Raw genomic sequence first — 14,353 nt, forward strand, 5'->3', positions numbered from 1 at the left:
TTCTCCCACCTAACTTTCCTAAGATGAGGGTCAATTTTTTGACTCTAAGTCACCAGACATCGCCCTTTCAACGTAATCTTTAGTCTGCAATTCGTGCAGTATCTGCCTCAATCTTCTCCGCTTTCTCCGCGACCTAATTTGCTTAGCCTCAACTTCAGCTGGTCGAATTTTTTTTATGCCATTTCCCTCGGAAACAGCAACCTCGAAGATTCGACTTGCGGCAATAAGATCACGAGCCTGGTTTGTTGCGGCGATCGCGACCAAATTGATCTTTTCCGATTCATCAATTTGCGACCGTCCGTTAAGCTTTTTTTCTGCCCGCCTATATATGTCAGCGAAACTCCCAATATCGACGTATGCACCACTAGAAATAGGGCCTTCTGCAGATATATTACTCGTTGGAGAATCTTCTTGCTCCCACAGTTCGAGTCGATCTACCACGCTGACCGTTCTGCAAGTATCCCCATTTCTGAACTCGGCCAATACATCCATGAGAAAAGCTGGCTCGGATCCCATGTTTGAAATCAAACAACGTCCTTCGTACGTCTGTGCGCCCGCGCGACTAATCAGAATACTAGACCGTGTCTGTTTGCGGTAACTCGTAAGAAATAAGTTTAAGTAAGTAATCCAAACTACGGTCGATACGATACTTACTAGTACCTGCAATGTTGATACATTCGCCTCAAGCCATGTCCACATTTCATTCATATCCTCTTACCTTCATCAGGTTTCTAGGCACTCTCCTCCGCGTAGCGCGACAATACGAGCTATACATAAGCCCCATCTTCCGGCCCTACAGTCTCTTCTTCTTGTTCACCGGCGAGGCACTATTTAGGAGGCTGGCCCGCTACGGCTCTGGCGGTGAGGATCGGCCAATCTTTCGTCAATCGTGGCGCGCCTAATGTTGCCCTTGAAACTGATACCTACACCCCCTGATCTTCACTGCTACGATAGGCCCTTCTGTAGAAGAATCCGGCACACACCTGTGTTCGCCACGAAATTCATCCGTCAGAATTGGCTCGAGCAACTCAGACAATATTTCCTGATCTGTGCCCGAAGCGCGCTACGGTCACCTCGGACCAGGCTTTTGGGCATTTAAACTCTCGATGCGCCACATAGTTGCACAGATGGGCAAACCGCTCCGGTGCTCCTTCTTAGTCAAAGTGTGCTTTCTCTCTGCAGGACAACAATCTCCCAAGAACTTAGGTCAGTGCCCACCTGCCGGGTTCGAGCCTTGATCATCCACAGCCGGGACACTTTGTACCCTCTCAAGTTTGACGCCGTTTAATAAGGACTGCATCGATCTCCCCATTCTGCGGATCGACAATCGAGCATTTTACCCTTCCTAGAGCAAAGGCATACGGTTGCTCTTAGCCTTCATCTGCTACATGAAACCCCCTCGGGATGAGATTTAGACTTCGAATGCTAGAAGGAAATTAACCGCTAGCCATCGACCAATCTAACGTAGCTTCCGCTTCCAGGTTCCCCAAAAATCTGTAGCCCCATAACATTCCGAACGAACATGCGCTTCAGTGCGGGCCACAGACAAAATGTGACGTCCTGTCAATGTCCTACCATGTTCATGCATTGAATATGATGGGACATCTCCTTCCGGCGGGAACCGCGGCTCACAATCGGCGTTAGATGATAGGAACTGTCGTGGAGAGGGCGGATAAGTGAGACATGCAGCGGCGAAGGTTGAGCCACATGGTTCAGCAATCGAGGCCGGCGATCCCGTAGCTATTGCGACGGGCGCTTTGCGGAAGGGCGCGCCTAAGGAGGATGTTCTACGGCAACTGACCGCGGCAACCTCGAGCGCAAACATTGATCCAGCCGCGTTGGCTCAAGCTCTTCGCGATACTGCGAGCGAAGATTTGCCGCTGGCTCGGCTGCTCGAAGGGCACGCCAATGCATTAAAGTTAGTCAGGCTCTACGCTGATCCAAAGCTCAGGTTCCAGATCGAGACGGAAGCTGCGAACGGTTCAGTTTTTGGGGTATGGGGCGCGGATGTTCCAACGGATGCTGTGTCTGCGACAGGCGATGGCATACTTTCCGGCACCAAGCGCTTTGCTTCTGGTCTCGGAATCGTGGACAAAGCGCTTGTGACCGTGGCGGCGAATGGTGGACAGCAACTCTACCTCGTAGACACATCGCATGGAGAGCGACAAAACCAACATTCCTGGCATATGGTCGGTATGCAGGCATCGCGATCCGGAAACTTTGTCTGCACCGGCCTGCCTGGCGCGCCAATCGGCGATATCGGTGACTACGGCAAGGAACCGCACTTCGTAGGTGGGACTTGGCGCATTGCAGCTGTCTGCATTGGTGGGATCGTAGGGCTGCTAGACCGCTGCAGTGCAGTCTTGCGAGAGCGGGGTCAAATTGATGCTGAGGGGCATCTTTTCCGGCTTACCCCGGTGACACTCAGAGCGGTAGCGGCGTGGCCTGCTGTGCTACGAGCGGCACGCATCGCCGAAGGGCCCTTAGGAGTCAGGTCGCCCAACCGGGCAGCGAAAATCTCCATTGGTGCGCGGTTGCTCACCGAGGAGTTGGGTCAGGATACCATCGTCGCTGCCGAGCAATCCGTAGGACTTGCGATGTTTGCCGACGACAATGTCGCTGGATGCCACGCGCGTGACCTCGCCTGCTACCTGCGGCAAGCGGCGCGAGACGAATTTATGCTTGGCGCCGGAAAGGCCATGCTCGGGCAACCGGCGGGGCTTGCGGGGTGGATCGATGATCCTTGCTGAACCTCGTCCAAAGTGCCGCCGGATCACCGCAGCGCAGCTTTCCGGAAAACGTCCGATTGTCGTTCTGGCACCGCACCCGGACGACGAAGCGCTCGGCTGCGGCGGCCTTCTTGCCCATACGTTTGGCACTACAGGCGCGCATGTAGTTCTCATGACCGATGGCGCGGCTTCCCACCCCCGTTCAAACCAATGGACCGCAGAGCGGCGCGCCGGGCTGCGCTTGCGTGAACTGCTGGCTTCAGTGCGCCAGCTTGGGGGTACCGCGAAGGATATTACCAGCCTTGGTCTCCCCGATGCGGGAATGGACTCGCAGAGTCTACCCATTCTTTCGCTGGCCCAAGACATTGCTTGTCTGATGTCCCGCCTTGGGGCTCGCACTTTGCTAGCCACCGCCCCAACTGATCCTCATTGCGACCACCAGGCCACCGCAGCCATCGCAAGCCTTACCGCTCGACTCTCAGGGGCACGTTTATTGTATTACCCGGTCTGGTCGCGTTGGAAGGTACCCGACTTTCGCGCGCGTATGGCGCCGATGCCAGAGTATCTGTTCGACACCTCCTCCGTCCGTCGCCGCAAAGCCCGCGCTATTGCGTCTCATCAGAGCCAACATGGCAAAATTATTTTGGACGACCCACAGGGGTTCAAGTTGGATCCAGAATTCGTGCAAATGTTCGTCGAGAGTGACGAAATCTTCTTCGAAGAGCTCGCGCCATGACCGCCATAAGTCTCAACCATCTTACCGCCCTTTACGCCACGGGAGATGATCCCTGGAACTTCCGTACCAGCTCATATGAGCGCAAAAAATTTCTTGCGACGTGCGAGGCCCTGCCCCGGAAACAATACTGCTCCGCCCTCGAACTTGGATGCGGGAATGGCGAACTGGCATCTCATCTCGCCCCGCGGTGCGCGCAATACACAGGTGTCGACGCTGTCGAGACTGCATTGCAGGCGGCGCGCCGGGCAGTGCCGAAGGGTTACTTTTTAAAGAGCTTCCTGCCTGCAAGTTTGCCGAATGGTGACTATGACCTCATCGTGCTGTCAGAGATCCTCTATTTCCTCGACCGGCCGGGCCTGAGCACTCTAGCGCGTCAAATCGACAGGCGCTGGACCGCGGCTGATATCATCTGTGTGACATGGCTCGGACCGAGTGGAAACGCCCTTCAAGGCGAGGAGGCGTTCTCCCTATACGCTTGCGCCAGCGAACGCCGCTTCGTTTGCAAGCGCGCAACGCCGGAGTACCGCATCGATCTCGCATTGGGCCCAGCATGATGCGCTTGCACGTGTCAACTGTCGAGCGACACGCTTTCGCCAACGCCAACACGGTCGTAGTAGTGCCGGCCCGAGACGAGGAAGATCGCATCGACGCCTGCCTGTCCCACCTCTTCGCGCAGGATGCTCCCATTCCTGCAGGGATCGTCCTCTGCGTGAACAACAGCACCGATGAGACCGCTGCTCGCGCCCTTGCACAAGCACGCAGCCGCTGCCATCCGTTTATCCTTGTCGAGGCGACCTTTGCCAGTGGTGGAGTCGGACGAGCCCGGCGCCTTGGCCACCAGATCGCCATGCGCGCGGCGCCGCAGGCCAACGTCCTCCTCTCGACCGACGCCGATTGCCTGCCGGCTCCCCGCTGGCAGAGCGAAATGGAGGCCGTATTGGCGCTGGCGCCTGCCGTCCTGGGGCGGATCGACGTCTGCGGGCGGGAGCTTGCATCCTTTCCCGCGAGCGTTCTGCTGCGCCAGCGTCAGGAAAACGCCTTCGCCGCGCTGGCCATGGAGTTCGAGCGGCTCATGGACCCGGCTGGGCCCGACGGTATCGGCCTCAACACAGCCGGCGGCGCCAACCTCGGGTTCCGCCGCGCGGCCTACCGCAGTGTAGGCGGCTACCGCCCTCTTGAAACCGGCGAAGACCGCGACATCGTCAACCGGGTGCGCGCAGCCGGATTCCGCCCTCTGCGCGCCGAAAACGCGGTGGTGCTGGCCTCCATGCGCCGCGATGGGCGTGCTCCCGGAGGCATGGCCGATGAGATCACCGCTCGCTTCCAGCGCGAAGATTGCAGCGTCGACAGCGCGCTTGCCCCATTTGAGGTGATGGTGGCACGTCACCTCGGGCACAACGCCGCCGCCCCCCGTCTCACCCTGGCAGGCGCGCGCGGTGATCTTCAGGCTCTTCAAAGCTGCGTAAAGGCCTTGCGGTTGCTCGCATGTGTAGAAAGCCGTCGGCGCTACCTAGCCGGCCTAACGGGATTGAGCCCCGTACTGGGCGCGCCCTTGGCCACGCGTGACGCCTCTCGCAAAGATAATCGGTAAGGATGGAACTGCGGCAAACTGTCGCGGGTTGACAAGGCAATGACGGCGCGTACCGCCGGTCAATGCAAACCGAAGGAGGCAAGGATGACCATTCCTTCCCAAGACACTCCGACGACACCTGCCGCAGAAAGCGCTGCGCGCGAGATGCGCGACGATCTCCGGACCAAAGCCCGTGATACGGCAGAGGAAGTGAAAGAGCGCGCCAGCGGATTCGAGGAAGACCAGCGCGGCCATATGGCAGACGAGGTCTCGGACGTCTCGAACGCGCTTCGCAAAGCCGCCGAGGAAATGCGCAGCGGCTCTCCGCAGGAGCGGACCATGTCGCAGATCGCCTCGACGCTGGCGGATGCATCGGAGTCAATTCGAGACAAAGACCTAGGCGAAATGGCAAGCGGCCTTTCGGACTTCGCGCGTCGCAACCCGATCGCTTATCTCGGCGGCGCCGCAGTTCTCGGTCTCGCCGCCGCGCGTTTCGCCAAGGCCGGTAAGGGCGGAGGCCGTTCGGGCCCGGCACCGGAGCCCGGGCCGCGCCCTGAGCCACCGACCAGCCCCGTGGATTCGGCCCGTGCCCGCGACCTTCCGGCGCAACCTACACCAACACCGACCGCGGCGAGCCCTGCCACCCCAGCGTATCACCGCCCGGAACCGGAGGACATCTGATGCCGACCGAACAGACAACCGGAACCACCAATCTGGTGAGCAACATTATCGCACATGTCACCACGCTGGTGCGTAAGGAAATGGAACTGGCGCGCGCCGAGCTGGGCGAGAACCTCAACGGTGCCGCGACGGCGGTGGGAGTGATTGTCGCCGGTGTGGTCTTCACACTTGTTGGCCTCAACGTCATTGCCGCCGCGCTGGTGGCCGCTCTGACCGCAGCAGGCATTCATTCTTTCTGGTCTGCCGTGATCGTCGGCGGCGTCGCCCTCATTGCAGCGCTGATCATGATCAAGGGCGGGATGAGCAAGCTCAAGGCAAGCAGCCTTGCGCCGACCCGCACCACCGAGAACGTCCGTCGCGACGTGTCCGCAATCAGGGAGACGACCAATGGCTAATCGCAAAACGGCGGCAGAAATCGAGCGCGAAATTGAACGTGAGCGCGAGGGCTTGACCGCTTCCGTCTCGGAACTCCAGAGCCGTTTTTCGGCAGACGAGATCGTGGCACAGGTGGGCCGCCACCTGCAGACCCACGGCAGCGAGATGGGACAGGCGTTCTCGAAGTCGGCCAAGCAAAATCCCATCGGGCTCACGCTGACCGCCGCCGGACTCGCGTGGATGGTCTTTGGTCGCTCCTATGATGACGAGGATAAGCGTCTAGCGGGAGATCCTCTGAGCCGCCAAATCCGCAAGAGCCGCGGGGCGGCACCCGCCGAAAGCGCGTCGGCCGGACCGGACTGGGCCACCCGTAAGCCGGGCTACGGCACCAGCTACCGTCCAAGCTACTACGATGATCTACACCTTGATGACGGCGAGGAGAGCGAGACCTTCGGTGACGGCGTCGATCGGACGCAAGCTCGGCTGAAGGCGGGTTTCGAGGCGGGTCGCCACAACGCGGCCGCCACCGCAGGCGAAGCGCGCGCCAAGGTCGGAGAGGCCGGAAGCGCTGCGCGCGGCTCCATCGCGGCAAAGTCGGCTCAGGCGCAATCGGTACTCGAAGACGGCTACGGTCGCATCACCGCGGGGACCGAGCGCATGTCGGAAAGCGCGCGGCGCCGTGTCATCGAAGCCCGCGAACGCGCGCTGATCGCCCGCGAGCGTGCAGGTAAGGGCGTGCAACGAGCCGGTGCAAGCGCCGCCGATTTCTTCGGCGAGCATCCCCTCGTGGCAGGCGCCCTTGCCATCGCGGCCGGTGCCGCCCTCGGCGGAGCGGCACCGCGTAGCAAGGCTGAGGACGACCTCATGGGCAATTACAGCGACGCGTTGTTCGCCGAGGCCGACGCGATCTTCCGCGAGGAGCGAGACAAGCTTGCAGCGGTCGCCGATGCCGCCATGGACGAGGGTCACAGCATCGCCCGCGACGCGCGCGCAGAGGCTGACGAGCGCACCCCCGGCGACAAGCCCGCCGAGCATGCGCTTGCCGATGCCGCCAAGTCTGCCGGAAAGCGTCTGGAGGATCGGGTGCGGGATGAAGCGGAGGCGCAGAACCTGGGCCGTCCGGACGTGACCTCGGACACGCCGAAGCAGGGCTGACATCAGCTGACCGAGACTTCGCGCCGGTGCCGAGTGGCACCGGCGCAAATTTGATATGATCAAGGATGATTGCTGTCATGCCAAACGACGGTTCCTTCGCCACACGGCCACGCCAGATCGGCTTGACCGGCTGGAAAGCCATCGCGATGCGCGTGAAATCCGAATTGGCCGCAGACCGGATCAGCCTGGTTTCCGCAGGTGTCGCATTCTATGCGCTGCTGGCAATTTTTCCCGCGATAACTGCCCTCATGGCGATCGCCGGACTTTTCATCACCCCCGCCGATGTCACAGCGCAAATCCAGCAAATCACCGAGGTGTTGCCGCCGCGCGCCGCCGAGATCCTGATAGAGCAGGCAAAATCTGTAGCGGGGTCGCAGAGTGGCGGCCTTGGGCTTGCGGCCGCTCTGGGTGTGCTACTTGCGCTCTATTCCGCTTCGCAAGGCGTTGCCCATCTGATCGAAGGGCTGAACGTTGCTTATGACGAAACGGAAGAGCGCAGCTTCATCCGCCTCAAGCTGACCACGCTGGCGCTCACGCTGCTGCTGATTGCCGGATTACTCTTAGCCATCGGGGCGCTTCTCGTTCTGCCCGGCATGCTCGCGATCTTCCAGCTTGGTCCAGCGCTCGAAGCCTTTGCGTCGTGGGCGCGTTGGGGTGTACTGCTCTTGCTGGTCGTCGCCGGCATTGGGCTGATCTACCGGTTCGGCCCCTCCCGAAAGGCAGCGGAGTGGGTATGGATCACCCCCGGCGCCCTGGTCGCCTGCGTGCTCTGGCTCGCCGGGTCACTCGCCTTCTCTCTCTACAGCGAGCATTTCGGGTCCTACCAAGAAACTTTCGGATCCCTGGCTGGCGTTGTGATTTTGTTGTTCTGGTTGTGGATTTCAGCCTACGTGATCCTGCTAGGGGCCGAGATCAATGCCGAGATGGAGGCGCAGACCTTGCACGACACGACCACCGGCAAGGACCTCCCGCGCGGTAAGCGCGGGGCAGTGAAGGCCAACGAATTCAAGGGGCGCGGTGAACGCTAGTCGCCTGTATCTAAAGTTCATCGCATAGGGTTTGGGTGCGCTGGCCGAACCTCTTGACCGATGCAAGGATTTCGTCGGCGGATCTGACCCATCAGCATGGTTTCGGATTCACGTTATAGGCCGCAATAAAGGTATTGACGTCGCCCACGAGATCGGCACTCAAGAGGTGTACGCCACGTTTCATCAGCTTGCGGGTCAGTTCCTTGAAGCAGTCCTCGACCTGGTAGTTCCAACTGGCCGGTGCAGGAGTGAAGTGCACATGGCAGTGCGGGCGCTGGGCCAGCCACGCGGTATGCTTAGATCAATTTACGAAAAGACCGATATCGGCCGTTTACCTTCCCAGGGCACAACGCAAACGGCTCGTCCTAGGGAGAGTTCTTGTAAATGCACGACCTTCAAGACCGCGCGCTTGTTTTGCGCATTGCTTTCGCGATCAGCTCCGCCGTCTCGCCGCCCATTTCGCTGGCGTTCACCAGCCCCTGCACGAAGGGATGACGCCGGAGCAAAACCGGCAGAGCGACGCAATGGATGCGCCCCGCGCAGGGCGCAGCGAGGGGCAGGACAAAAGCGTCAAAGCGCAGCGGCTCTGACAGAAGATCCGCGCGCGCCAGCGACGGAAACCCGAGGTCTGCCAGCGTCATGGCGCGCTGGCCGCGCGCATCGACGAGGATCTCGAACGGGCTCTCCTGCCCGCCGCGCTGCACCGAAACGCCCTGTGCGCAGGCGGTGATCTGGCTTTCTTCACCGAGCCGCAGCACCTCGAGCACCCCCGCCTCGCGCAGCGCCAGCAGGCGCTTGATCGACGGGTGCGGCACGCAGGCATAGCAATCGGTGAACAGCGGCTTCAGCGTGTCGTGAAACGCCGCGACCTCGGCATCGCTGAACCTTGGGATCAGCTCTTCGAACAGCTCATGCGCCCGCAGCAGCGCGCTGCGCCACGGCGTCGGGGTCTTGCTGGCGACGGTCTCTTCGGCCTGCACAAGATTGGCGCGGGCCCAATCGAAGGGATCCGCCGCGAGGCGCTTGGCGAAATAGCCGTGGCAAAACGCGTCGCAGGACACGTCTGGCCCGCCGAGGCCTGCCAGCCACGCCGGATCCGCCGCCTGCAGGTCCGCAATGAAGGCCCGATAGGCGCGGTCGAGCAGAGCGCCCTCCTCCACGCCAGAGACCTCCGCGCAGATACCCGCCAAACGGGGCAACTCGGGCAGCGGCAGGTCGTACCAGTAATCCGCCTCGGGCAGCAGCCCCTTGCGGGACATGAGGCTGAGCAGGAACGGCTCCCGCCCCTCCTGCGCGACATAGCGCATCCGCCCGCCCTCCTCGCAAAAGCGCCCGCGCGCCGAGGCGATGGTCACCGCCACATCAATGGCCGACAGCGAGGTGCCCAGCACGCCGATCCGCTGCTGCGGCAGCCGGGTCAGCTTCTCGGCGGGCCAAGGCGAATGCAGCACCGCCCCGCCCGCGCACGTCCGGTCCGGCCAGCGGTGCCCGGTGGCCAGCACCGCATCCGCATAAACCGCCTTCGACGCGCTGCCCGGACTGCGCCACGCCAGCTCGACGCCCGCCGCGCGCGGCGCGATGTCGGTGACCGTGTGGTGCAGGTGAAGCTCGATCCGGTGCCCCTGCCGCCGCCCCAGCGCGATCACATCTGACATCTGCGCGGTGAAATAGGCCCCAAGCGCAAGGCGGGGATAAAACGCCTCGTCGCTGATCTGGGCCGCGCGCAGCCCCAAGCGCGCCAGGTCCGAGGTGTCGAGCCCGCGCAGCCAGTCGTTGAGCGAGGTCAGAACCGGCGGCAGCTCGCGGCTGGCGATGTTCGACAGCATGACCGTCGCGTTCATATCGGAGTTATAGGGCATCCCCGGACCGGCGGCGCTGCCCTTCTCAAAGATGTCCACATGCAGCCGCGACGGTGCCTGCCGCAGCAAAGCGGCAAGCGTGTAGACCCCGGTCGGACCGGCACCAACGATCGCGACGCGATGCGCCGCAGGCGGGCGGGGGCGCGGCGGCCTCACGGGACGATTGCCACGCGATCTCAGGGGGATGGGTTTTTCATAGGCCATGCGCGATCTCCGCCGAATGGAGGGTGGATGGGGGGCACCAAAGGCAATTCGGAACAGACCCGCGGGCGGGTGGGGACACGCGCCGCCTATTGCGCGGCACTGGACTATGCAAACCAGGCGCGGCGGAACTGCGGATCAAACGCCCCCTCTGCCGAGAACAGCAGCCGCTGCGCCCGCCCCTCGAGGCTGCGGGTCAGCGCGAGGCCCTCGGCCTCGAGTGTGAGGCGGGTGCTGCCCTTGGTGAAAAGCTCGGGGTCGGCGCGCCGCAGCGCCACAAGCTCTTTGAGCAGCGCGGTCTTGCGCCAGCCAAACACCGAGATCGGCGCGGCGGGGTCGAGCGGCGTGCGGTTGTCCGGATCGGTCAGATCGAAGCTGCCCTTTTCGCTGCCCTGATAGATGTCCGGCACGCCCGGCATGAAGACGCGCAGGGCAAGCTGCGTCAGCGACAGCCCCTCGCCCATCGCCACGAGTTTGCGCAGCGCCTCGGGCGGATCCGCCCGCCATTGCGCCAGAAGCGCCCGCCCGAAGTCTGCCGCCTGCGCCTCGGCGTCCTCGTCGGGGTCGTGCCAGTCGGTGAGTTCCTTGGCCTCGCGCAGCGCCTTCTCGAGATGCTCTGCCAGCCGGTCCTCAAGGTCCGCGCGGTCCGGATCCCAAAGCGCGATGGCCGATTGCAGGATGTACCAGCGCACCGAGCCGTCGGGCGTGTTCGGCCCTTGCAGTCGGGCGGCCTGCGCCCAGAGAACAGCGGCTTCCTTCGGCAGATGCGTCAGCGCGATGAGCCGCGCGCGCGCGTCCTCGCCGCGTTTGGTGTCATGGCTCGATCCCAGCGTCAGCGCCTGCGGCCAGAGGCGGGCGCGCTCGGTGCAATAGTCCTCGAACTCCGCCGGGGTCAGCGGCGGCGCATCGGGCTCGGATCCGACCTCGGCCTCGGCGAGACAGCGGGTGTGGCGGTAAAAGGCGGTGTCTTCCTGCGCCTTGGCCACCACCGCGCCGGTCACCTGCTGAAAGCGCCGGACGAAGGCGCGGCCCGCGGGGCCCTTCGGGGCGGCGAGCCGCGCGTGCAGCCGGTCCAGCACCTGGCGATCGGGCAGCGCGGCAGCGGCCTCTTCGGCGGTCTGGGTCAGCAGCTGCAGATCCTCGGCGCCCGGGCCGTCGCTGTCGATGTAACTGCGGTAGCGTGGGAAGGCGACGAGCAGCGCGCGCAGCGCCTCTTTGATCTGCTCGGGCTTGACCAACGCGGCATCCTCCTCGGCGTCGGTCTCGTTGAGCGCCTGCAGCGCGATGCGGGTCAGTTCCGACAGTTCCGCCGCCAAATCTTCGGACAGGATCTGATGCCGCGCGGCGCGGCAGGCCGCCGCATAGTCGCCCTTGGCCCCGGTTGCACCGCGCCACATCCGGTCGAGCCGGTCCATCCCCTCGGCGTCCAGCAGCAGCCGGGTGATCCGGTCGTTGGCCTCATAGCCGGTGGTGCCGGTGACCGGCCAATGCTGCAGCCGTTCCTCGCCGGTGAGGATTTTCTCGATCCAGATCGGCAGTTTTGGCCCCACCTCCTGCCGCAGGCGCCGCAGGTATTCGGCGGGATCGGCGAGCCCGTCCACATGGTCGATCCGCAGCCCATGCGCCAAGCCCTCGCGCAGCAGCGAAAGCGGCAGGGCGCTCATCGCCTCGAAGACCTCGGGCAGTTCGATCCGCATCCCGATGAGGCTGGTGATATTGAAAAACCGGCGGTGGGTCAGGCGCTTGCGCTCGCGCACCCAGTGGCGCAGATGCCAGTGCTGGCGCTCAAGCACCTCCGCAACGTCGCCGCTTTCGGCACTGCCGGGGGCGAGCGGCAGCCAGCCGCCCTGCCATGTGATGCGCTGCCCGCCAGCGTCGATCTTAAAGGCCCCCTGCTGCAGCATCTCGTCTTTGGGCTGCGGCAGCAGCGGCAGGATCAGCCCCTCGGCCCAGTCGACGTCGAAATACTTGGCAAAGCGGCTTTCCGCGCCATGGGTCAGCGCATCCACAAGCCACGGGTTCTCGGTGCTGAGCACCGTGTGATTGGGCACGAGGTCGAGCACGATGTCGAGGCCATGTGCCTCCGCCGCCGTCACGAGGCGCTCATAGCCGGAGCGCCCGCCAAGCACCGGATCGATCTCGGCGGGGTTGGCCACGTCATAGCCATGGGTCGAGCCGCTCTGCGCCGTGAAGATCGGCGAGAGGTAAAGATGGCTCACCCCCAGATCGGCGATATAGGGCAGAAGCTGCGCGGCACGCCCAAAGTCGACACCCTGACGAAGTTGCAGCCGGTAGGTCGCGATAAGAGGTCTCACGCGGTGATCTCCACTTCGATGGCAAAGGGATCAAGGGTCGGATCGCCGAGCCGAAACTCGGCGCGCGGCAGCCCCTGCGCGCCGGTGGCGGGCTCTCCCAGCGACAGCAGCATGCGGATCTCGCCCGCCGCGAAGGGCCAGCGCACCGCATAGGCCCGCGCGCCAAGCCGCGTGACCGCGCCCAGCCCAAGCTTGCCCGAGCTGAGCAGCGGCACGATCTTGCGCGCGCGCAGGTCCAGTAGATCGCGGGTCAGATCGCGCCACGCCGCCGCCCGCGCCGGGTCTGATGCGGGATAGGGGCGCGAGGCCTCCAGCGCCTCCGGGCCGGTGGGGTCGGGCATTCCCGACAGGTCATAGCCGATGCGGGTCAATTCGGCGCCGCGGCCCTTGCGTACTGCCGCGCGCCCGGCCTCGTCGGGGGGATCGCAGAAGAACAGAAAGGGCGCTGCGCTGCCCTCTTCCTCGCCCATGAACAGCATCGGCACGAAGGGCATCAGCAACAGCGCCGCATGCAGCACCCGCGCCGGGCCGTCGCCGATCAGCGAGATCAGCCGCTCGCCAAGCGCGCGGTTGCCGATCTGGTCGTGGGTCTGATTGGCGTTGACGAAAGCGGTCCACGGCAGATGCGCGGCGGGTGCGCCGCGCGGTTCTTCGGGGTGGGGCTGGCCCTCGTCCACCTGCCCACGGCTCAGCGCCTTGGCGATATCGTCAAAGGGATCCTCGGCAAAGCGGCTGTAATAGCCATGGGTCTCGCCGGTGACCGCCACATGCATCGCATTGTGCCAATCGTCGTTCCATTCGGCGTCGAACCCGGCCTCGCGCAGATGCGGCAGGTTGCGCTCGTCCTCGCAGATCAGATGCACCGGCCGCCCCAGATCGAGCGCATGGATCTCGGCGGCAAGCTGGCGCATGAAGCGCTGGTCCTGTCCGTCGCGGATTTCATGCACCGCGTCGAAACGAAACCCGTCGAGCCGGTACTCCCGCAGCCAGCCCAAGGCGGCGTCACGGAAAAACGCCTGCACCTCGGCCCGCTCAAAGGCGATGCCGTCGCCCCAGGGCGTCGGGCGCTGGTTGAAGAACTCGGGCGCGTAGCTGGGGAGCAGATTTCCGAAGGGGCCGAAGTGGTTCATCACCAGATCGAGGATCACCATCATGCCAAGGCTTTGGGCCCGCGCCACCAGATCGCGCAGATCGTCGGGCGTGCCATAGGCCGGATGCGGCGCGCGGATCAGCACGCCGTCATAGCCCCAGCCGCGGCGTCCGGCGAATTGCGAGACCGGCATGATCTCGATGGCGGTGATGCCAAGGCTGGCAAGGTCCGGCAGGCGGCGGGCGGCGGCGGCGAATGTGCCCTCGGGGGTGAAGGCCCCCACATGCAGCTCAAAGATCACCGCCTCTTCCAACGGCCGCCCCTGCCATGGCGTGCCCCAGTCGTAGCGCGCGGGATCGACGGTGAGCGATGGCCCCTCGACGCCGCCAAGCTGGGCGCGCGCCGCCGGGTCCGGCACATCCCGCCCGTCGATCCTGAAGAGATAGGCCATGCCAGCCCGCGCCGGCACCCGCACGCTCCAGACCCCCGCCTCGCTGCGCATGGCGATCTCGCGGCCCTCGAGCAGCAGTTGCACCCGCCGCGCCTTGGGTGCCCAGAGGCCGAAGGACCACAGGCCATCCCCGTCCGCATGAGCGCCCCACCGCGGCTGCATG

At 63.6% G+C, this 14,353-nt stretch carries 12 protein-coding genes; 8 read left to right on the forward strand and 4 right to left on the reverse strand.

From position 1 onward, the window contains the following. Positions 1 to 30: 30 nt before the first annotated feature. Positions 31 to 528 (reverse strand): hypothetical protein, encoded by a 498-nt coding sequence (locus tag ACXAJT_RS21135; protein ID WP_475238655.1) that lies wholly within the window; start codon positions 526 to 528, stop codon positions 31 to 33. A gap of 1,148 nt (positions 529 to 1,676) precedes the next feature. Here ACXAJT_RS21135 and ACXAJT_RS21140 point away from each other — a divergent pair. The 8 genes from ACXAJT_RS21140 to ACXAJT_RS21175 all read left to right on the forward strand — a co-directional run bounded on the left by ACXAJT_RS21140 (position 1,677) and on the right by ACXAJT_RS21175 (position 8,274). Further along, a complete protein-coding gene (locus ACXAJT_RS21140) occupies positions 1,677 to 2,750 on the forward strand; it encodes an acyl-CoA dehydrogenase (RefSeq protein WP_475238658.1) in 1,074 nt (357 codons plus the stop codon). After that, complete coding sequence (locus ACXAJT_RS21145) at positions 2,737 to 3,465, forward strand: PIG-L deacetylase family protein (protein ID WP_475238661.1); 729 nt, start codon at positions 2,737 to 2,739, stop codon at positions 3,463 to 3,465. The genes ACXAJT_RS21140 and ACXAJT_RS21145 overlap by 14 nt, the downstream gene beginning before the upstream one ends. Next, the gene (locus ACXAJT_RS21150; RefSeq protein WP_475238666.1) at positions 3,462 to 4,019 is read left to right on the forward strand and encodes a class I SAM-dependent methyltransferase; all 558 of its coding nucleotides are present in this window, start codon (positions 3,462 to 3,464) and stop codon (positions 4,017 to 4,019) included. The genes ACXAJT_RS21145 and ACXAJT_RS21150 overlap by 4 nt, the downstream gene beginning before the upstream one ends. Next, positions 4,019 to 5,056 (forward strand): glycosyltransferase family 2 protein, encoded by a 1,038-nt coding sequence (locus ACXAJT_RS21155; protein WP_475238826.1) that lies wholly within the window; start codon positions 4,019 to 4,021, stop codon positions 5,054 to 5,056. The genes ACXAJT_RS21150 and ACXAJT_RS21155 overlap by 1 nt, the downstream gene beginning before the upstream one ends. Before the next feature lie 84 nt (positions 5,057 to 5,140). Further along, positions 5,141 to 5,716, forward strand: coding sequence for a hypothetical protein (locus ACXAJT_RS21160; RefSeq protein ID WP_475238668.1), 576 nt, complete (start codon positions 5,141 to 5,143; stop codon positions 5,714 to 5,716). Then, on the forward strand, positions 5,716 to 6,111 hold the full coding sequence (locus tag ACXAJT_RS21165) for a phage holin family protein (RefSeq protein WP_475238671.1): 396 nt from the start codon (positions 5,716 to 5,718) through the stop codon (positions 6,109 to 6,111). The genes ACXAJT_RS21160 and ACXAJT_RS21165 overlap by 1 nt, the downstream gene beginning before the upstream one ends. Continuing rightward, a complete protein-coding gene (locus tag ACXAJT_RS21170) occupies positions 6,104 to 7,246 on the forward strand; it encodes a DUF3618 domain-containing protein (protein WP_475238674.1) in 1,143 nt (380 codons plus the stop codon). Before ACXAJT_RS21165 ends, ACXAJT_RS21170 begins: the two co-directional genes overlap by 8 nt. 77 nt (positions 7,247 to 7,323) lie before the next feature. Beyond that, positions 7,324 to 8,274, forward strand: a complete 951-nt coding sequence (locus ACXAJT_RS21175; RefSeq protein ID WP_475238676.1) for a YihY/virulence factor BrkB family protein — start codon at positions 7,324 to 7,326, stop codon at positions 8,272 to 8,274. 395 nt (positions 8,275 to 8,669) lie between these two features. Here the strand turns inward: ACXAJT_RS21175 and ACXAJT_RS21180 are convergent, their stop codons facing one another. The 3 genes from ACXAJT_RS21180 to treZ form a co-directional block, all read right to left on the reverse strand. Next, a complete protein-coding gene (locus ACXAJT_RS21180; protein WP_475238678.1) occupies positions 8,670 to 10,289 on the reverse strand; it encodes an FAD/NAD(P)-binding protein in 1,620 nt (539 codons plus the stop codon). Positions 10,290 to 10,441: 152 nt separating this feature from the next. Continuing rightward, entirely contained in the window at positions 10,442 to 12,649 is a 2,208-nt protein-coding gene (gene treY / locus ACXAJT_RS21185) for a malto-oligosyltrehalose synthase (protein WP_475238681.1), read from the reverse strand. Then, entirely contained in the window at positions 12,646 to 14,352 is a 1,707-nt protein-coding gene (gene treZ / locus ACXAJT_RS21190; protein WP_475238683.1) for a malto-oligosyltrehalose trehalohydrolase, read from the reverse strand. Before treZ ends, treY begins: the two co-directional genes overlap by 4 nt. Between the last annotated feature and the right edge of the window lies 1 nt (position 14,353).

Source organism: Salipiger sp. ABF4_146 (assembly GCF_056161345.1).

Coding starts and splice junctions, on each gene's coding strand:
- ACXAJT_RS21145 (WP_475238661.1), top strand. CDS start 2,737: ATGATCCTTGCTGAACCTCGTCCAAAGTGCCGCCGGATCACCGCAGCG.
- ACXAJT_RS21150 (WP_475238666.1), top strand. CDS start 3,462: ATGACCGCCATAAGTCTCAACCATCTTACCGCCCTTTACGCCACGGGA.
- ACXAJT_RS21155 (WP_475238826.1), top strand. CDS start 4,019: ATGCGCTTGCACGTGTCAACTGTCGAGCGACACGCTTTCGCCAACGCC.
- ACXAJT_RS21160 (WP_475238668.1), top strand. CDS start 5,141: ATGACCATTCCTTCCCAAGACACTCCGACGACACCTGCCGCAGAAAGC.
- ACXAJT_RS21165 (WP_475238671.1), top strand. CDS start 5,716: ATGCCGACCGAACAGACAACCGGAACCACCAATCTGGTGAGCAACATT.
- ACXAJT_RS21170 (WP_475238674.1), top strand. CDS start 6,104: ATGGCTAATCGCAAAACGGCGGCAGAAATCGAGCGCGAAATTGAACGT.
- ACXAJT_RS21175 (WP_475238676.1), top strand. CDS start 7,324: ATGCCAAACGACGGTTCCTTCGCCACACGGCCACGCCAGATCGGCTTG.
- treZ (WP_475238683.1), bottom strand. CDS start 14,352: ATGCAGCCGCGGTGGGGCGCTCATGCGGACGGGGATGGCCTGTGGTCC.